The following is an 18,731-nucleotide window of genomic DNA, read 5'->3' as shown; positions in this document are numbered from 1 at the left end:
CACGGAAACGGGCGCACATGCTGTCACACGAGCAGATCTGGGAGGCGATCGACAGGCTTGCCGAACGGCATGACCTGACGCCATCCGGCCTTGCGCGCCGCGCCGGCCTCGATCCGACCTCCTTCAACAAGTCGAAACGGCTTTCGGCCGACGGGCGGTTGCGCTGGCCCTCGACCGAATCGATCGCCAAGGTGCTCGACGCGACAGGGGCGACCATGGAGCAGTTTCTCGCCCTCCTGCCACCGGGCGACGCTTCGGGAGAACGGACCGGCGAGCGTGCCCGGCAGCCGGACAGCAGGTTTCAGCCGCACGGTGGCGCCATTCCGCTGCTCGGCTTCGCGCAGGCCGGCGCCGGCGGCTTCTTCGACGATGGCGGCTTTCCGGCCGGGCAAGGCTGGGACGTGGTCGAGTTTCCGGCTGCGCCGTCGCAGAAATCGGGCGTCTATGCACTGGAGGTGCAGGGTGAGAGCATGATGCCGCTCTATCGCGACGGCGACGTGCTGATCGTCGAGCCCGGCGCGCAGGTGCGCCGCAACGATCGCGTCGTCGTGCGCACCCGCGAGGGCGAGGTGATGGCCAAGGTACTGCTGCGCCAGAGCCCAAGGTCGATCGAGCTGATGTCGCTCAATTCCGAACATGCGAACCGGACGCTCGATCTGTCCGACGTCGAGTGGATCGCCCGTATTATCTGGGCCAGCCAATAGGAAGATATTCCATGCGGCCTGCCGCCGTCTTCACCGGTCTCGCAGGAATGGCGGTCGTGGCCGGCCTGCTGATATCAGCAGAAGCAAGGCTCGGCGGCGGCACGGGCGGCGAGGATACGACTATCGCAGAGGCGCCGGCAACCGACACGGCGGCGGAAATCACCCCCGAGGCGACAGGCCGATCGGCGCCGATCTCGGACGCGGATGCCGAAATCATCGCGCGCGCGGCGCAACCGGCCGCTCCCTCACCCGCCCCGGCCGGACCCGTGGCGGCGAAGCCTGCCGATCCGCCGCGCCCCTCTGAACTGGCCGGCGGGCAAGCGGTGGGGCCGGCCGCCAAGAAGCCGATCGAGCTGGCGCGGCCTGTGGCCGAAAATGCCGGCATGCTTTCCTTTGGCGAGCGCCGGCTTCAGCTTGCCGGCATCGTCCCGACACCGGCCGACAGGATATGCGGCCCGGCAAGCCGGCAATGGCCCTGCGGCATGATGGCGAAGACGGCACTGCGCCAGCTCTTGCGCAACCGCAGCCTCACCTGCGACCTCGAGACGGCGGAATGGAAGGGGATGGCGACCGCCGCCTGCCGGCTCGGTACGCAGGATCTCGGCACATGGCTCGCCGAAAACGGTTGGGCGGAAGCCGCGGCCGGCTCGCCGCTCGACGCTATCGCCGAGAAGGCGAAGCAAGCGCAGAAAGGCATTTATGGCGACGACCCGCGTCGCAAATGACGGGCCGCCGCAGGACGCGAGATGCCGCCGGTCCCTTGTAATGGCCATCGCCAATTCCTAATCTCGGCTGATTTGAAAAAGGAATCACCGATGAACAAGCCGCTTTCCGCCCATGACGCACTGATCTACGTGATGGTGATGGCGTCCGCCGTCGACAGCACGATGAACGACCGTGAGATGACGAGGATGGGCCAGTTGATCGGATTCCTGCCGGTTTTCAAGGATTTCGATGACGACAGGCTGATTCCGATAGCGCGCGATTGCGCCTCGCTGCTTGCCGGGCCTGAGGGCCTCGACGTCGTTCTCGAAACCGTCCGCGACACGCTCCCGACAAAACTCTACGACACAGCCTATGCGCTTGCCGTCGAAGTGGCCTCCGCCGATCTCTCGGTCAAGGCCGAGGAACTGCGGCTGCTCAGCCTGTTGCGCGACCGGCTCGGCCTCGACAAGCTCACCTGCGCGGCGATCGAGCGCAGCGCCATCGCCCGTTTCCGCAAGGGATAGGCCTGAAGCTCTTCAGGCGACCTGCCTGTCAGTAGAGCCCATAGGGGAAATAGCGCAAATAGATTTCCTGGAGGCGGCCGTTGCGCGACAGCGCGGCAAGCGCATGATCGATGGCCGAAGTCAGCACGCTGTCCTTCTGCCGCAGCATGATCGTCATGCCCTCGCCGAGGAAATGCTCGGAGAGATAGGGGCCATCAAACAGCGCGCAGCATTTGTCCGAGGCCGGCGAAGAGACCCAGAAGGAAAGCTGCAGCGCATCAGCGAAGGCGGCATCGACCTTGCCGTCCTTGAGGGCGGCAAGCAGGGCGTCCTTGGTGTCGAAGGTCTGGGCCTTCAGCGCCGGGAAAAAGGCAGCGAGCATCGCCTCGTGCACCGTTCCCTTGACGACACCGACCGGGCGCCCGGCAAGAGCGGCCGCCGTCTTGCCCTCCACCGGTACTGAAAGCTTGCGCACGAAACGCGCCGGCAGCATCAGATAGGGCCGGGAGAAGACGAATTGCCGGCGCAGTTCCGGCGTCACCGCAAGACCGGCAATGACAGCATCGCCCTGCGAGGCTGCTAGCGCATCCTTAAGATCGGCAAAGGGGAGCGCCTGGATCTGGCACTTGTCCGATATTTCCAGTTCGCTGCAAATTTCACGGGCGAGATCGACGTTGAAACCGGAAAGCTTGCCGTTCTGGTCGGTGAAATTGAAGGGGGGGAAATCGACCGAGGTCAAAAAGCGCAGGCGAACCAGTGAGGAGAGATCGGGTCTGGCAAGACGCTCACGCGCATCGAAGAGCAGCGGCAGCGAGGGCGCTGCCTGCTGGGCAGGGGCGGCAAGGCTTGAGACGAGCAATAGCCCGAACGCAAAAAACCCCTTCAGCGTCAGGGATGCCAGCTTGGATTCGGTCATCGTGATCCAGTCTCGGGTTGCGGGGTTGGAGTGATGTAACAGAGTCACGCCCGGTGGGGAATATACGTGTATCCGACGCCGGAACGCCGGGCTCTCCTTAGCGGCCGCTGCGGGCACCTCAGGATCAGGCTCTCTGGGGTTGCGGCGTAAAGCTCGTTCCTCAAAATTACGGGCATTCTCCCCACCGGCATTAGGGGGGAATTAAAGAATAGTGCCCTTTATTTGTGGCGACGTTATCGGACCCGCCGGCCGATCGCATGATGCAGGCGTCAGCGCTCTGTTTGTAACAATTAATTTCAAAGCGCCGGTGCGGCACGCCCGGCCAATCGGGTAACATTTCCATGCTGAAGCATCTGAAAATCCGCACGAAAATCATAGCGGTCGTGACGCTCATCGGGCTGATCACCATGGCCGGGCTGATCTATATCATCGCCGATTTTCGCCGTGCGGACGCCGCTTACAGCGCCTTCATCGATCATGAGGCGCTGGCCTCGACGCAGAGCGCACGCGCCAGCGCCTCGGTGGTGGCCTCGGTGCTGCAGGTCTCCCTGCTGGCCGCGATGAAGCCCGATACGCCGGCTTTCGAGACGGCGCTCGCCACGCCGAGCAAGCTGCCGCAGGCACGCGACCGGCTGAAACAGGCGCTGGCGCTGGTGCCGAGCCGCAAGGCGGCGATCGACGAACTGCAGGCAGGCATCGATGACATCGAAGCCCTGGCGAACAAGATCATCGAACAGAGCAAAGCCAAGGACAGCGCCGGCGCGCAGGCGAACGTCACGCTAATCAATGCCAAGCTCGATACGCTGACGCCGAAGATGATCGCCAACAATGATGCGATGATGGCGCTGCTCAATGACGGCGGCGACGCGCTCTCGGCTTCCGTCAACGGCCGGATCACCTTCTGCCTCCTCCTGATCGGCATTGCCGTTCTCGCCGCGATCGGCATCAGCGTCGCGGTCGCACAGTCGGGCATTGCAGGCCCGATGGCGCAGCTGCGGCTGCGCATGGCGCGCCTTGCCGAGGGCGACACCGACAGCGAGATCGGCGGCCTCGACCGCGGCGATGAAATCGGCCAGATGGCCAAGGCCGTTTCGATCTTCCGCGACAACGCCATCGAGCGCCGTCAGCTCGAGGTCCGCGCCGAGGCAGACCGCAGCGTCAGCGACGGCGAGCGCCGCGAACGCGAGGCGCAGAAGGCGCGCGAAGCGTCCGAACTCGAGCGCGCCGTCACAGCCCTCGGCGAAGGCCTGCGCCGCCTTGCCGCCGGCGATCTCGCCTCGCATATCGACGAGCCTTTCGTCGCCCATCTCGACGCGCTGCGCCAGGATTTCAACCACTCGGTCGAGAAGCTCAACGAGACCCTGCAGGCGGTCGGCGCCAATGCGCGGGCAATCGGCGCCGGCGCCAACGAGATCCGGTCTTCCGCAGACGAGCTTTCCCGGCGGACGGAACAGCAGTCGGCCTCGGTCGAAGAAACCGCAGCGGCACTGGAAGAGATCACCACGACGGTGCGCGACGCCGCCAGACGCGCCGAGGAGGCAAGCCAGCTCGTCACCCGCACGCGCCTCGGCGCCGAAAAATCCGGTGAGATCGTCCGCAAGGCCGTCTCCGCGATGCAGCAGATCGAACAGTCCTCGGTCGCGATCGGCAACATCATCGGCGTCATCGACGACATCGCCTTCCAGACCAATCTGCTGGCGCTCAATGCCGGTGTCGAGGCGGCGCGTGCCGGTGAGGCCGGCAAGGGCTTTGCGGTGGTGGCGCAGGAAGTGCGCGAGCTCGCGCAGCGCTCAGCCAAGGCGGCCAAGGAGATCAAGGACCTGATCACCAATTCCGGCGCGCATGTGCAGACCGGTGTGTCGCTGGTCGGCGAAACCGGCAAGGCGCTCGATGCGATCGTCACTGAAGTGCAGGAAATCAACCAGCACGTCCACGCGATTGCCGAAGCCTCGCGCGAGCAGTCGATCGGGTTGCAGGAGATCAACACCGCCGTCAACACCATGGACCAGGGCACGCAACAGAATGCGGCGATGGTCGAGCAGTCGACCGCCGCCAGCCATAGCCTCGCCACGGAGGCGACGGCACTCAACACTCTGCTCGGCCAGTTCCGGCTGACCGGCACCGGCAGCTTCGCCGTCGCCGCCCCGATCACCTCTACCCGGCCGCCGGCCGCAGCCCCGCGCGCGCCCGCGGGCCCGGTGGCTAAGTCCGCCGCGATCCGCGTCGCCCGGGAAGGCACCGCCCGCCCGACCGCCTCACCGGCCCGCGCCCTCGGCCAGACGCTCGCCAACGCCTTCGGCGGCGGCAGCACGCCGAAAAGCCAGGAGGCGGACTGGACGGAGTTCTGAAACACGGCTGTGCGGTTCGCGCCCTATGATTTGCCCCTCACCCTCGAGGAGGACTTGCTTGCGAGCGGTGCTCGAGGAACTGAGGGGCAGCCACAAGTCTCTTCTCCCCTCGGGGAGAAGAGGGAATCGCGAGGTTGCGGCTATTCCTCGGCCCCGCGTTTACCGGACTCCCGCTCACTCTAACCCGGCCGCCAACCAACCTCGACGAGGATATTGCCCGGTGCCGTGCAATAAAACAGCCAGCCGCCGCGCATGGCGGCCGGCGGGCCGGAGAGTGCCGCACCGGCGGCGGCAAGCCCGGCATGGACGGCATCGACGTCAGCCCTTTCGGGCAGGATGAAGCCGATATGATAGGTCTGGCGCTGCAGTTCGACCTGATCGGCGGTGCCGAACTTGGCGATGGCATGGCTGAAGACAATTTCGAGGCCGGCGTCATCCTCCAGGATCGCCAGGCCGTTGTTGCCGCGCATATCCTTCAGCTCCAGGCCGAAATGGCGGATGAAGAAATCCGCCGTCTCGGCGATATCGGGTACGTGAAAATCGAGATGGTTCAGGCGCATTGACAGTCTCCGTTCAAAAAAATCCCGGGACTGCCGTTTGCCGTCTCCGCACGCCGCCGGGATCCCGCATTTGCATGCGGATCACGTCGCGGGTTCTCGCACCCTGAGGCACGGAGCAGAGCTTCGTCAGGGCGTTTTGACGCTCTGACGGAAGGGACCGGGCTTACCTCAACCGATCCTGCCTTTTTCGACCAAGCCGATCTAGCAGGCGGCTTCGGTTTCGGCAATAGATGCGTTGCCACACGCCTGGTGGAGCGAGATTTTCGCCCTAATCTCAATAGCTGGCAGCCGACCGCTCGATCCGGCGCCCCGGCGACGCTTCGCGAAGGATTGAAGAGCGGCATGGGCATTTGTGTGGTGCGCGCTCTTCGCTAAGGCGTAGAGTGATGTCATTCACGGAGGGATGGATATGAAACCTGCAATCATTGGCCTCGTCGGCACACTCGTTCTCGCGGGATGCAGCGCCGTCAGCTACAACGGACCGGGCCTCGAACCCATCCCCGGAAGCATCACCTACAATGGTCAACCGCGCAGCAAGCTCACCAAATCGCCTGCTGGTTCGGCCTTTCCGCATGATTTCATCGACCAGTACGGCCGGCAGGTGGAAGAAACCTACATCATCCAGCCCGACAGAAGCCTGATCATCGCGCATCGGCGATACAAGCCGATCCGGTTCTTTGGAGATTAGGTCTGAGGGGGATGGCCTTGCCGGAGGTCGAGCGCTCAATTGCGGCCTTGGTTCAAGAGATAGATGACGTCGGCGACCCCGCGGGAACCCTGATGATACCGTTGAAATCGACGACGTCTGAAAGTTCAAGCGAAATTCAGGAGGCGCTTCGTTTGCCGAAGCCGAATGTCTTTCGCAGGCTGCTGTCGACTGCGCTTGCCGGCATGAACCTGCGTAGCCGGCTGAGCAGCGTTGCTTGGCCTCCGGCCGGTTGGCGCATTCGGTATGGACCGTTGATTGCGGCCAGGATTTTCTCTGCGACTGCAAGCGCAGACGGCGCGGTTTTGATCTGGGCCTGTACCGCCTTGATGGTCGCATCGGCCTGTGTTGCGTAAGCACCCAGGGGTGCTGCGGTTTGTGCCGCGTTTACATCGAGCCTGGTGTTTGTGAAGGTCGGTTCAAGCAGCACCACGCGCACGTTGAACTCGCGAATCTCGTGGTCCAGCGACTCCGACAGTCCTTCGAGCGCATGCTTGCTGCTGGCATATATTCCCATGAACGGTGCAGGCAGGAAGCCCAGGACCGAACTGATATTGATGATGAGCCCGCTCCGGGCGGCGCGCATAGAGGGCAAAGCAGCGCGGATCATGCGCAAAGGCCCGAAAACGTTGGTATCGAATACCGCTTGAGCTTCGGAGGGCGACGTGTTTTCGACAGGGCCGACCAGCGAAACGCCGGCATTGTTGATCAGGATGTCGATCTTGCCCGCTTCGGACAAAACCCATTCAACAAAATTGGCGACCGAGGCGTCATCGGTCACATCGACAGTCCCATAGCGCACGCCGGGAATGGCATTGGCGCGCTGCGGGTTACGGACGCCTCCAAAGACCTGGAAGCCGTTTTGCGCAAGAAGGCGGGCTGACGCTTCGCCGATCCCTGAGGATGCTCCGGTGATGACGACAACTCTATTTTTGGACATGCATGCTCCTCGGTTCGGCGCGAGTGGTGATTACGTGCTTCATAGAAGGGTCGGAACCTTTCAGCCTTGTTGCCAACAGCTTCTCAGAACCTGGCATTTAAGCACGTAAGATTTCGATCGACATCTATTCGTGGTTTAGATGTCATTCGAAATATAAAATCAAGCCCTTTTTGCATCACGGCGTTTTTTCGATGATCGCGCCTTTCAACCGCGTGGAGGCATGGCGCTGCGTCCATCCGTGCCGTCAGACCGCCCCTGGCTTTGTCGGAGAGAAAAAGGTCGCAGCGCTGAATTAGGCGGTTATCGCTTTCGGGGATGTGTCGCGGTCCGACGCGCCGAGTGCCTTCATGATGAAGCGGATTTGCGCGTGGAGGCTGACTGCGGTGGCCTTTCCCTCCTGAACGCGCTGCTCGACCAGAACCGGATGGAAGAACGGCAGGAAGGCGGTGATGATGCCGCGCGCGGCTTCGTCGGCGTCTTCGACCTCGAACTCGCCGGCTTGCACACCCTCGCGGACAAGCGCTTTGAGGATTGCCAGGATCTGCTCATTATGTGCGTTGAGGGTTGCCCAACTTCCATCCATGGCGGCGACAAGCAGCTCGTGCATTGGTCTGTCCTCCACCAATATTCTCGTGCTGTGCCGGTGAATGGCGGTCAAAAGATCAACCAGCTTTTTGCTCGCCGGCTGATCCGTTCGCGCAATCGCGAGAGCGATTTCCGCAACCTCTTTGACCACCAGTCCGCAGACGGAACTGTTGATCGCCGTCCTCGAGGGAAAGAAGCGATAAACATTCGCACGGCTCATTCCGACCTCCGCGGCGATGTCGGCGACCGACGTCTTATGATAGCCGATCCGCCGAAAATGCTTTTCCGCCACCTCAAGAATCCGCGCCCTCGACTGCTCAAGGTCACTTCCGCTCGGATCCGCAAAAATCATCGCCGCCTCCGGAAATCACTCGGCAGCCATGGCTGTTGGTAGTTCCACCTCCTTCGGCGTATTTTCATGGCTTTCATTTTTCGTCGGTTTGATGCGGAACCATGTGGCGTAGAGAGCCGGAAGGAAGAGCAGGATCATCACCGTGCCGACCGCCGTTCCACCGATCAGTGTGTAGGCCATCGACCCCCAGAACACCGAGTGGGTAAGAGGAATGAAGGCAAGCACGGCCGCAAGGGCTGTCAGAATAACGGGACGCGTCCGCTGCACCGTCGCCTCGATGACGGCGTGATAATCGTCGAGACCGGCTGCCTTGTTCTCCTTGATCTGTTCGGTGAGGATCAGGGTATTGCGCATCAGGATTCCGGCCAGTCCGATCAATCCGAGAATGGCGTTGAAGCCGAAGGGCTGATTGAAGAGCAGCAGGACCGGAACCGCCCCGGCAAGACCGAGCGGCCCTGTCAGCATGACCATGGTCATCGTCGACAGGCTGCGGACCTGCAGCACGATAACGATCAACATGGCGGCAATCATCGCCGGGAAGATCTTGACGAGGGCGGCGTTGGCCTTGAGCGACTCCTCGATGTTCCCGCCCATCTCGATACGATAGCCCACAGGAAGGGTGGCGATCAGCGGCTGAAGCGCCTTCATGACCTGCTGGGACACCTCAGGCGGCTGCGTCGCCTCGTCGATATCGGAACGGATCGTGACAACGGGCGTGCGGTCGCGCCGTTTCAGGATCGGTTCTTCAAACCGGATTTCGGAATGACCGATCTGATCGAGCGGAACCTGGCGACCATCCCGGCTCATCAGCGAGAAGTCCGCCAATCGCGAGGGATCGAGCCGGTTGTCGCCGGCACTGCGCGCAATGACAGGCACGTTGCGGATATTCTCGCGAACCTCGGTAATCGGGATCCCGCTCAGCAGCAGTTGCATCTGCTGGGCGGCCTCCGCCGGCGAAAGGCCGATCAGGCCCAGCCGTTCCTGGTCGGGAACGAAGCGCAGCACCGGTGTGCGGTTGCCCCAATCGCGGTTTGCCTGGCGCACATCCGGCACGCTCTTCATGATCTCCAGGGCCTTTTCGGAGATCCGGTACAATTGGTCGGTATCAGGACCCATGATGCGGAATTCGACCGGAAACGGCGTATAGGGACCGAAGACCAGCTGGGTAACGCGGACATAGGCTTCGGGAGCGAGGCCATCCGAGATGGCCGCACGCAGGCGAAGCTTCAAAGCCTCGCGTGTGTGAGCGTCAGGCGTCAGCACGACGATCTTGGCGAAGGACGGGTCCGGCAGCTCGGGCGCCATGGCAAAGAAGAAACGGGGAGCGCCCTGACCGGTATAGCTCGTGATTGTCTTTGCCTCCGGCTGCTGCTGCAGCCAGTCTTCGAGCTTCCCGACCGTGGCGGCCGTCGTCTCGATACTGGTCCCTTCAGGCATGCGCACTTCAACCAAAACCTCCGGACGATCCGACGTCGGGAAGAACTGCTGTTTCACCGCTCCCATTCCGACGACGGAGATCCCCATGGCGATACCGACCACCGCACAAGTGACGAACTTGTGGCGCACGGTAAACTCGATCACCCGCCGCAGGCGCCGGTAATTCGGCGTGTCGTAGATGGCGTGATGGCCGCCTTCGACCGGCTTGATCGCCGGCAGCATCTTGACGCCGAGATAAGGCGTGAAGATCACCGCGACGACCCAGGATACGATCAGCGCAAAGCCGACGACCCAGAAGATGTTGCCGGCATATTCGCCGGCGGTCGACCGGGCAAAGCCGACCGGCATTAATCCGATGATCGTCACCAGCGTGCCCGACAGCATCGGGGCCGCCGTATGGCTCCAGGCGTAAGCCGCCGCCTCGATGCGATCCATCCCCTCTTCCATCTTCACCACCATCACCTCGATGGCGATGATGGCGTCGTCGACCAGAAGGCCGAGCGCGAGGATCAGCGCACCAAGCGTGATGCGATCGAAGAACCGGCCGGTCTCCAGCATGATGAGGAAGACGACGGCAAGGGTCAGCGGAACGGCCAGAGCCACGACGATCCCGACCCGCCAACCAAGGCTGACGAGGCTGACGAACAAGACGACGCCGAGCGCCATGGCGAATTTCAGCATGAACTCGCCGACCGCTTCCTGGATATTGACGGCCTGGTCGCTGACCTTTGCGAGCGTCATGCCGAGCGGCAAGGTCTTGGCGATCGCGGCGGATCTTTCCTCCAGCGCCTTGCCTAGTTCCAGACCGTTCCAGCCCTGCTGCATCACCGCGCCGAGCATGATGGCGGGCTCGCCGTCATGGCGGATGAGATAGGTAGCCGGATCTTCGTAACCGCGCCGCACTTCGGCAAAATCCGAGAGTTTCAACGTGCGTCCGGCCGCGACGATCGGCGTGTCTGATATCGCCTGGATGCTGTCATAGGCGCCATCGAAGCGAATGAAGACCTGCGGGCCGCGGGTGTCGATCGACCCCGCCGGCGTCACGGTGTTTCGCCGCTGCAAAGCGGCCGCGACGTCTTGCGCCGAAATGCCGAGGGTCGCCAGCTTGGCATAGGAAAATTCGACAAAGATCTGTTCGGGCCGCTCGCCGAGGATGTTGATCTTCTTGACTCCAGGCACATGCAGAAGATCCTGGCGGATCACCTCGGCCTGGCGCACAAGCTCACGCATCGGCATGCCCTTGGCCTTCAGCGCATAAAGACCGAAGCTGACATCGGAATACTCGTCGTTGACGAAAGGTCCGAAGACGCCCTGAGGCAGATTGCGGGCCTCATCCCCAAGCTTCTTTCGGGCCTGATAGAATTCCTCTTCGACCGCAGTGGACGGCGTACTGTCCTTCAGCGTCACAGTCAGAAAGGCGTATCCCGGCCGGGTTGTCGTCTCGACACGATCGTACCAGGTGAGTTCCTGGAGGCGCTTCTCGAGCGGTTCGGCGACCAGATCCTGCATCTCGCGCGCCGTGGCACCCGGCCACACGGTCGTCACGGTCAAGGTTTTAATGGTGAATGAGGGGTCCTCCGCGCGCCCAAGCTTGACGAAGGCATAGGCGCCGGCGGCGGCCAGCAGAATGATGAAGAACAGCGTAACGGCCCGTTCGCGGACGGCGAGTGCGGAGAGATTGAAGTTCATTGTTTTGCCGCCTCTGCCTGTTCTACCTTGGTGCGCACGCTGGCGCCGTCCTGCAGCAGATGGGCGCCGAGAGCGACGACCGGCTCGCCTGCTTTGACGCTGGAAACCACCGCGACCTCCTCGCCTATTTGCTCTATGTTCACCTGCCTGAAGTGGACGGTCGAAGATTTCTCATCGAAGACCCACACGCCGGTTCGGCTGCCGTCGTCCAAAACCGCGCCGACAGGCACCGCGGCCTGCGATTGGTCGCTGCTGTTGGAGATCCTGATCGTCACCGTCGCGCCCAGCGGGGCCGACGCTGCCGCGCCATCCAGAACCCAGCGGGCTTCATAGGTGCGGGTTTGAGGGTCGGCGGCGTCGGAGATCTGCCGCAGCCGCGCCTTGTCCCGCCGGCCTTCGTTTCCGTAGATGCTGGCATCGGCGGTCTGACCGATCTCAGGCCGCAGGAATTCCGGAAGCCAGACCAGCGCTTCACGCGGACCGGCCTGCGCGAGCCGGACGACGGTTTGTCCTGCCGTCACCACCTGCCCCGGCTCGCCGAGCGTTTCGACAACCGTCCCATCGGTATCGGCAACAAGGACGGAATAGGCCGTCTCGTTCTCCGCGACTTTCGCGTCCGCTTCTGCCGCGGCAAGCTGCGCGGTCGCGGTGTCGAGGGCTGCCTTTGCCTGTTCATAGCGCTGCGGCGTCGCGGCCAATCCGTTTTTCACCAAGGCGGCATAGCGCCGCTCGTCGGCTTGCGCCTGGACCAGCACTGCTTGGGCTGCGGCGACCGCGTTTCGTTTCGCCGTCAATGCGAGACGCAGATCGGTCTCGTCGATGCGCATCAGCGGCTGACCGGCCTTGACCTGCACGCCAACGTCCACATAACGCTGCACGATCTTGCCGGGCACACGGAAGCCGAGATTGCTCTGCACCCGGGCGGCGATGGTGCCGGTGAAGGTGCGTTCGGCCGCCTCCGGATTTTTTGCCTCCACCAGCTTGACGAAGGGCGGTGCCGTGCGGGGATCGGCGGCTTTTGCACTGGCCGTGGAGGGCTCCTCGAAAAGCACGAAAGCGGTGGCGCCGGCAGCAGCCACAAGACCGAAAGCGGCGAGTAATATTTTGCGATTCATCTCATTAACCCTTATTGACCGGCGCAGCAGATCATTTAGATTGCGACCTAACTCTAAAAGGGGTATAGATGTCAAACGAAATCTAATTGGAGATCGAAATGAGAGTCAGTCGTGCCCAAGCCGAGGCCAACCGCGAAACAGTGATCAATGTCGCAAGCCGGCTCTTCCGGGAGCATGGTTTCGACGGCATCGGGCTGAAAGATCTGATGAAAGGTGCCGGCCTCACTCAAGGCGGATTTTACAAACAGTTCCAATCGAAAGACGATCTCGCAGCGCTGGCGTCCGGGCGAGCGATGGAGAGTGCAATTCGCCGGTGGTCGAGGGTTGCCGCCGGAAGCGCCGATCCCTTCGGCGCGGTTGTCGGCATGTATCTCTCAACCGGGCACCAGGAAGAGAAAGGCGATGGTTGCCCCCTGGCCGCGCTCGGTTCCGACGCGGCGCGTCAGAGCGAGGAGGTGCGGGCTCCATTTCAGAACGGCATCGAAGCTCACCTTCAGGTTCTCGACGAATTGATCCCGGCATCGGATCGCGCGAAACCTTATGACAAAGCCATGGTCGTGCTGTCCCTCATGGTCGGCGCCGTAACCATCTCTCGCATCATGACCGATCAGGCCATGTCGGAGCGACTGCTGGATGCCGCCGCCGATGCAGTCAAGCGCATCGCGGGCGACACGGACGAAGAATGAGATTTCGGTTGTGATGAGGAGCTGGAGCGGGTGAAGGGAATCGAACCCTCGTATTCAGCTTGGGAAGCTGCTGCTCTACCATTGAGCTACACCCGCGACGGGTTGAGATTTCCAACAGATGGGGGCCGCTGTCAAGTCGCACAGAATGCTGACTGTCAGATGCGGAAGTGTTTCGAGAGTTTGAGGCCCTGGGCCTGGTAGTTGGAGCCGAGGCCGGAGCCGTAGAGGCTTGCCGGTTTTTCCTGCATGTGTTCGTAGATGAGGCGGCCGACGATCTGGCCGTCTTCGAGGATGAACGGCACTTCGTGGCTGCGCACTTCGAGCACGGCGCGGCTGCCGCGGCCGCCGGCCGGGGCATGGCCGAAGCCCGGATCGAAGAAGCCGGCGTAGTGGACGCGGAATTCGCCGACCAGCGGATCGAACGGGGTCATCTCGGCGGCATAATCCGGTGGCACATGCACGGCCTCGCGCGAGACGAGGATATAGAATTCATCGGGATCGAGGATCAGCTCGTTGCGGCCGCGGCTATAGAGCGGCTCCCAGAAATCGAAGATGTCGTGCTGATCCTTCTCGTCGACATCGACGACGGCGGTGTGGTGCTTGCCGCGATAGCCGATCAGGCCGTCCTTGTCGCCGCTGAGATCAATCGAAAGCGCGATGCCGCCGCCCGATACGTTCGGCTGCTTGCTGGCGACAAGCGTCTCGCTTTCATGCAGTTTCAACAGTTCCGGCTCGCCGAGCAGGGACTGGCCGACGCGGAAGCGGATCTGCGACAGACGCGAGCCACGGCGCACGACGATCGGGAAGGTGCGCGGGCTGATTTCGAGATAGAGCGGGCCGGAATAGCCCGCCGGGATCTTGTCGAACTCCTGGGCGTAATCGGTGATGACGCGGGTGAAGATATCGAGACGGCCGGTCGAGCTTTTCGGATTGGCCGAGGCCGACATGTCGGCCGGCAGCGCCAAGCTCTCCATCAGCGGTACGATGTAAACGCAGCCGGTTTCAAGGACTGCGCCCTGAGACAGGTCGATCACGTGCAGGCTGAGGCGATCGAGCTTATCCGACACAAGATGCGAGGGGCCGGGCATGAAGGAGGCGCGCACGCGAAAGGCCTTGGATCCCAAGCGCAGGTCCAGGCTTGCCGGCTGGATCTGATCACGGTCCAGCTCCCGCTCGGAGTTAAGACGCCCCGATTCAAACAGCGCTGCTATCGCGCGGTCCGCCAGAATTCCAGTTTCGCGAGCCATCATGCCCCATCCATCTTTTGCGCCGACAAAACCAAATACGGGGAATTGACGCAAGCAGCTAACAGCAGTATTGCAGAATTATCCCGTGGTGATTTGGCCGGTCGGCTTGCAGCCACGTTAAACAAGTGGCTAAAAAGACCGGGTTATGAAACCGGTCTGCTTTTGCGGCCGGTTTTTTTGTTATGTGAAGGTGATGGCATGAGCAAGACCTGGCGCCCGGCAACCCAACTCGTCCATGGCGGCACGCTGCGTTCGCAATATGGCGAAACGTCCGAGGCAATCTATCTCACGCAGGGCTTCGTCTACGAGACGTCGGAGGCCGCCGAAGCCCGCTTCAAGGGCGAGACGGACGGTTATATCTACGCCCGCTACGGCAGCCCCACCAACGACATGTTCGAAAAGCGCATGTGCATGCTCGAAGGCGCCGAAGACGCCCGCGCCACCGCCTCCGGCATGGCGGCCGTCAGTGCGGCGATCCTCTGCCAGGTCAAGGCGGGCGACCATATCGTTGCCGCGCGCGCCCTTTTCGGCTCCTGCCGCTGGGTGGTGGAAACATTGGCGCCAAAATACGGCATCGAATGCACGCTGGTCGACGGCCGCGATTTGAAGAACTGGGAAGAGGCGATCCGGCCGAACACCAAGGTGTTCTTCCTGGAAAGCCCGACCAACCCGACGCTCGAGATCATCGATATCGCCGGTGTGGCAAAACTCGCCAACCAGGTCGGCGCCAAGGTCGTCGTCGACAACGTCTTCGCCACGCCGCTCTTCCAGAAGCCCTTGGAGCTCGGCGCCCATATCGTCGTCTATTCCGCCACCAAGCATATCGACGGCCAGGGCCGCTGCCTCGGCGGCGTCGTGCTGGCCGACAAGGCCTGGATCGACGAGAACCTGCACGACTATTTCCGCCATACCGGCCCGGCCATGTCGCCGTTCAACGCCTGGACGCTTCTGAAGGGCATCGAGACGCTGCCGCTGCGCGTCAAACAGCAGACGCAGAATGCCGCGAAGATCGCCGATTTCCTGGCCGAGCAGAACAAGGTCGCCAAGGTGATCTATCCCGGCCGCGCCGATCATCCGCAGGCCGACATCATCGCCAAGCAGATGAAGGGCGGTTCGACGCTTGTCGCCTTCGAGCTGAAGGGCGGCAAGGAGGCGGCCTTCGCGCTGCAGAACGCGCTCGATATCATCAAGATCTCCAATAATCTCGGCGACAGCAAGAGCCTGATCACCCATCCGGCGACGACGACCCACAAGAACCTGTCGGAAGAGGCCCGCGCCGAACTCGGCATCTCGCCGGGCACGGTTCGCCTTTCGGCCGGCATCGAGGATACGGACGACCTGATCGAGGATTTCGCCAAGGCGCTTGCCAAGGTTTCGGCCTGATCGACAGCATTGACGGCCGAGCCTCCGGGTTCGGCCGTCCCGGCCGCGGCATCGGTGCGCCGGCGCTGACCAAGTAAAATTAATACTGACAATTAGGCTTAACGATCGAAAACCATGCGATCACGGCTGTTTCATCGCCGATCAACGTTCCGTTTCTTGACGGACAGGGCCTTCTTATAAGATACGGGTAACATATCTTGACTAAGGTGCAAGGCATGTATCGCGCCCTCACAAGAGATATCGAAGTCGTCGTCGAACCATTCTATCTGGAGGAGCAATCCGATCCGGAAGACGATCGCTACGTCTGGGGTTACCGGATTGTCATCAGCAACAATTCCGGCGTCGCCGTTCGCCTCATCAACCGCTACTGGAACATCACCGACCAGAACGGCCAGGTGGACGAGGTGACCGGCCCCGGCGTCGTCGGCGAACAGCCGCGGCTCAGACCCGGCGACACCTACGAATATTCCTCCGGCTGCCCGCTCGATACGCCCTCCGGGCTGATGTTCGGCCATTATCAGATGGAAACGGACGAAGGCGAGCTGTTCGACGTCGACATCCCCGCCTTCTCGCTGGATTCACCAGGGCTGCTGCGCGTGCTGAACTGACGTGTAACGCCACAGGCGGCACGACACCTCGACCCAGGAGATTGCCGACACCAGCCCCTCATCCGGCTGCCGCCACCTTCTCCCCGTAAACGGGGCGAAGGGAGCATGCCGCAAGCTCTCCGTTCCCCTCCTCGCTCTCGCAGGGCACGTCCCCTCGCCCCGTTTTTACGGGGAGAGGGTTAGGGTGAGGGGCAGTCATGCGCGCAACCGGACAGCAGTGGTGTCAACTACTCCGCCGGCTGAAGCTCGGTCGGCTCGAAACGGTAGGTGGTCGAGCAGAATTCGCAGGTCACGGCGATCTCGCCGTTTTCCTGGCTTTCCTCGATCTCCTCGGCCGAAAATCCCTTCAGCACGCCCTTGATCTTGTCGCGCGAACAGCTGCAGCGGTCGAAGACGGCGCGCGGTTCGTAGACGCGCACGCCGCGCTCGTGGAACAGCCGGAACAAGAGCCGTTCGGTGCCGACAAGCGGGTCGGTCAATTCGTCGGCGTCGATGGTTTCGACCAGCGAACGGGCTTCGACCCAGGCATCGTCTTCGCCATGCGGGCGGTCGCCGTTATCGCCGTCGCCGCCGTGGAGATCCGGGTGGCGCATGCGCTCGGGCGCCTCCGGCAGGAACTGGGCGACGAGGCCGCCGGCCCGCCAGCGATGGCGCGGCTTGCCGGCATCGTCACGGTCGAAGAGCTCTGCAGCAGCCAGGCGCACGCGCGTCGGGATCTGCTCCGACTGACGGAAATAGACACCGGCGATTTCCTCGAGCGAGGTGCCATCGAGCGCGACAATGCCCTGGTAGGGCTGCGCGAACTTGCCCTGGTCGATGGTGAAGGCGAGCACCCCCTTGCCGAGCAGCTGTTCCGGCTCGGTCTCGCCCGCTTCAACCGCCTTGGCAAGCAGCGCTTGATCGAAACGGGCATAGGCACGCACATTTTCCGGCGTCGAGAAATCGGCGACGAGAAGATCGACCGGGCCATCGCCCTTGGTCTGCACGGTGAACTTGCCGTCGAATTTCAGCGAGGTGCCGAGCAGCACCGTCAGCACGACGACTTCGGCAAGCAGCCGGGCGACGGGGGCGGGATAATGATGGCGCTCGAGAATCGCATCGAGCATCGGGCCGAGCTGGACGGCGCGGCCGCGCACATCCAGACCCTCCACCTGGAAAGGGACGACATGGTCATCGCCGGCGAAATCGAACTGGCCGAGGGCGGCTGCAGCTTCTGCCATGGCTTTCACTCCTAGTTTTCAAGCGAAGAGCAAGGGTGCCCTTCGCTCGCGCGGCCGCGCGTTTTCACACGCGGCGTCCGATTATGGTTCAGATCGCGCCCAGGCACCAAGCAAGAATCGACTTCTGCGCATGAAGACGGTTTTCCGCTTCATCGAAGACCACGGATTGGGGGCCGTCGATCACCTCATCCGTCACTTCCTCGCCGCGATGGGCGGGCAGGCAATGCATGAACAATGCATCGCTGCCGGCCTTGGCCATCAAGGCCGCATTGACCTGATAAGGCTGAAAGACGTTGTGACCCCGGGCCCGATGTTCCTGATTCATGGAGACCCAGGTATCGGTCACCACGCAATCGACGCCTTCGACCGCACGGTCGGCATCATGACAGAGCATGATTTCGGCGCCCTCATTGCGGGCCCAGTTCAGATAGTGATCCTTGGGCTCCGAACCAAGGGGTACGGCCATGTTCATGCGGTAGCCGAAACGCGCCGCCCCCTCGACCAGCGAATGCAGCACGTTGTTGCCGTCGCCTGTCCAGGCGATGGTCTTGCCCTTGATCGGGCCACGATGCTCCTCGAAGGTCATGATGTCGGCCATGATCTGGCAGGGATGGGTATCATCCGTCAGCGCGTTGATCACGGGCACGGTCGCATGCTCGGCAAGCTCCAGCAGGCGCGAGTGCTCGGTGGTGCGGATCATGATCGCATCAACATAACGCGACAGCACCTTGGCGGTGTCGCCGATTGTCTCGGCGCGGCCGAGCTGCATTTCGGTGCCTGACAAAAACAGCGTTTCGCCGCCGAGCTGTCGCATGCCGACGTCGAAGGAGACGCGGGTGCGCGTCGACGGCTTTTCGAAGATCATCGCCAGCATCTTGCCGGCGAGCGGCTTGTCACCCTGGCCTGCCTTGAAGGCCTGCTTGCGGGCAAGCGCATCGTTCATGATGGTTCTGAGGTCGGCCGATGTGACGGCCGAAAGATCGAGGAAATGTTTAGGAGCCATGTTCTTACCTGTCGTGCGCCCGAA

At 62.4% G+C, this 18,731-nt stretch carries 17 protein-coding genes, 1 tRNA gene and 1 riboswitch; of the genes, 8 read left to right on the top strand and 10 right to left on the bottom strand.

Going from position 1 to position 18,731, the window contains the following annotated elements; genetic code table 11:
• Nucleotides 1–17: 17 nt before the first annotated feature.
• The 3 genes from N2597_RS00900 (at nucleotide 18) to N2597_RS00890 (ending at nucleotide 1,933) form a co-directional block, all read left to right on the top strand.
• Nucleotides 18–704 carry a S24 family peptidase gene (locus N2597_RS00900; RefSeq protein WP_183599013.1) on the top strand — a complete coding sequence of 229 codons (687 nt, stop codon included), beginning with the start codon at nucleotides 18–20 and terminating at the stop codon, nucleotides 702–704.
• Nucleotides 705–715: 11 nt separating this feature from the next.
• Entirely contained in the window at nucleotides 716–1,429 is a 714-nt protein-coding gene (locus tag N2597_RS00895) for a thermonuclease family protein (protein WP_183599015.1), read from the top strand.
• Between the two features lie 90 nt (nucleotides 1,430–1,519).
• Complete coding sequence (locus tag N2597_RS00890) at nucleotides 1,520–1,933, top strand: tellurite resistance TerB family protein (protein ID WP_009996104.1); 414 nt, start codon at nucleotides 1,520–1,522, stop codon at nucleotides 1,931–1,933.
• Between the two features lie 28 nt (nucleotides 1,934–1,961).
• Here the strand turns inward: N2597_RS00890 and N2597_RS00885 are convergent, their stop codons facing one another.
• The gene (locus N2597_RS00885) at nucleotides 1,962–2,828 is read right to left on the bottom strand and encodes a transporter substrate-binding domain-containing protein (protein ID WP_106796845.1); all 867 of its coding nucleotides are present in this window, start codon (nucleotides 2,826–2,828) and stop codon (nucleotides 1,962–1,964) included.
• A 341-nt stretch (nucleotides 2,829–3,169) separates the two neighbouring features.
• On the opposite strand from N2597_RS00885, the gene N2597_RS00880 reads away from it, so the two are divergent.
• On the top strand, nucleotides 3,170–5,176 hold the full coding sequence (locus tag N2597_RS00880) for a methyl-accepting chemotaxis protein (protein WP_183599017.1): 2,007 nt from the start codon (nucleotides 3,170–3,172) through the stop codon (nucleotides 5,174–5,176).
• 179 nt (nucleotides 5,177–5,355) lie between these two features.
• Here N2597_RS00880 and N2597_RS00875 read toward each other — a convergent pair whose 3' ends face one another.
• Complete coding sequence (locus tag N2597_RS00875; RefSeq protein WP_096764951.1) at nucleotides 5,356–5,736, bottom strand: VOC family protein; 381 nt, start codon at nucleotides 5,734–5,736, stop codon at nucleotides 5,356–5,358.
• A 409-nt stretch (nucleotides 5,737–6,145) separates the two neighbouring features.
• Here N2597_RS00875 and N2597_RS00870 point away from each other — a divergent pair, with 409 nt between their 5' ends.
• Complete coding sequence (locus N2597_RS00870) at nucleotides 6,146–6,424, top strand: hypothetical protein (protein ID WP_009994903.1); 279 nt, start codon at nucleotides 6,146–6,148, stop codon at nucleotides 6,422–6,424.
• Between the two features lie 136 nt (nucleotides 6,425–6,560).
• Here the strand turns inward: N2597_RS00870 and N2597_RS00865 are convergent, their stop codons facing one another.
• From N2597_RS00865 to N2597_RS00850, 4 genes are all read right to left on the bottom strand, one after another.
• Nucleotides 6,561–7,382 (bottom strand): oxidoreductase, encoded by an 822-nt coding sequence (locus N2597_RS00865; protein WP_183599019.1) that lies wholly within the window; start codon nucleotides 7,380–7,382, stop codon nucleotides 6,561–6,563.
• Between the two features lie 292 nt (nucleotides 7,383–7,674).
• The gene (locus N2597_RS00860) at nucleotides 7,675–8,319 is read right to left on the bottom strand and encodes a TetR/AcrR family transcriptional regulator (RefSeq protein WP_183599022.1); all 645 of its coding nucleotides are present in this window, start codon (nucleotides 8,317–8,319) and stop codon (nucleotides 7,675–7,677) included.
• 15 nt (nucleotides 8,320–8,334) lie between these two features.
• Nucleotides 8,335–11,445, bottom strand: a complete 3,111-nt coding sequence (locus tag N2597_RS00855) for an efflux RND transporter permease subunit (RefSeq protein ID WP_183599024.1) — start codon at nucleotides 11,443–11,445, stop codon at nucleotides 8,335–8,337.
• Nucleotides 11,442–12,560, bottom strand: coding sequence for an efflux RND transporter periplasmic adaptor subunit (locus N2597_RS00850; RefSeq protein ID WP_096764947.1), 1,119 nt, complete (start codon nucleotides 12,558–12,560; stop codon nucleotides 11,442–11,444). Before N2597_RS00850 ends, N2597_RS00855 begins: the two co-directional genes overlap by 4 nt.
• A 98-nt stretch (nucleotides 12,561–12,658) precedes the next feature.
• Between N2597_RS00850 and N2597_RS00845 the strand changes: the two genes are divergently transcribed.
• Entirely contained in the window at nucleotides 12,659–13,246 is a 588-nt protein-coding gene (locus N2597_RS00845; RefSeq protein WP_039617748.1) for a TetR/AcrR family transcriptional regulator, read from the top strand.
• A 22-nt stretch (nucleotides 13,247–13,268) separates the two neighbouring features.
• Here the strand turns inward: N2597_RS00845 and N2597_RS00840 are convergent.
• A tRNA-Gly gene (locus N2597_RS00840) sits at nucleotides 13,269–13,342 on the bottom strand.
• 59 nt (nucleotides 13,343–13,401) lie between these two features.
• Nucleotides 13,402–14,496, bottom strand: a complete 1,095-nt coding sequence (locus tag N2597_RS00835; protein WP_170961364.1) for a 2'-deoxycytidine 5'-triphosphate deaminase — start codon at nucleotides 14,494–14,496, stop codon at nucleotides 13,402–13,404.
• A gap of 72 nt (nucleotides 14,497–14,568) precedes the next feature.
• Nucleotides 14,569–14,647, top strand: a riboswitch (SAM riboswitch).
• A gap of 44 nt (nucleotides 14,648–14,691) precedes the next feature.
• Between N2597_RS00835 and N2597_RS00830 the strand changes: the two genes are divergently transcribed.
• Nucleotides 14,692–15,876 carry an O-succinylhomoserine sulfhydrylase gene (locus N2597_RS00830; RefSeq protein ID WP_096764946.1) on the top strand — a complete coding sequence of 395 codons (1,185 nt, stop codon included), beginning with the start codon at nucleotides 14,692–14,694 and terminating at the stop codon, nucleotides 15,874–15,876.
• A 215-nt stretch (nucleotides 15,877–16,091) separates the two neighbouring features.
• The gene (gene apaG, locus N2597_RS00825) at nucleotides 16,092–16,484 is read left to right on the top strand and encodes a Co2+/Mg2+ efflux facilitator ApaG/CorD (protein WP_096764945.1); all 393 of its coding nucleotides are present in this window, start codon (nucleotides 16,092–16,094) and stop codon (nucleotides 16,482–16,484) included.
• 227 nt (nucleotides 16,485–16,711) lie between these two features.
• On the opposite strand, the gene N2597_RS00820 is transcribed toward apaG, so the two are convergent.
• Together N2597_RS00820 and argF are read right to left on the bottom strand one after the other, a co-directional pair.
• Nucleotides 16,712–17,704, bottom strand: a complete 993-nt coding sequence (locus tag N2597_RS00820; protein WP_096764944.1) for an Hsp33 family molecular chaperone — start codon at nucleotides 17,702–17,704, stop codon at nucleotides 16,712–16,714.
• An 88-nt stretch (nucleotides 17,705–17,792) separates the two neighbouring features.
• Entirely contained in the window at nucleotides 17,793–18,707 is a 915-nt protein-coding gene (argF, locus tag N2597_RS00815; RefSeq protein ID WP_004677055.1) for an ornithine carbamoyltransferase, read from the bottom strand.
• Nucleotides 18,708–18,731: the final 24 nt, after the last annotated feature.

Origin of the sequence: Rhizobium sophoriradicis (genome assembly GCF_025200795.1) — a bacterium.
Taxonomy (GTDB): domain Bacteria; phylum Pseudomonadota; class Alphaproteobacteria; order Rhizobiales; family Rhizobiaceae; genus Rhizobium; species Rhizobium sophoriradicis.
The sequence above is the reverse complement of the archived record's forward strand: the minus strand, read 5'-3'. Positions and strand labels throughout refer to the sequence as shown.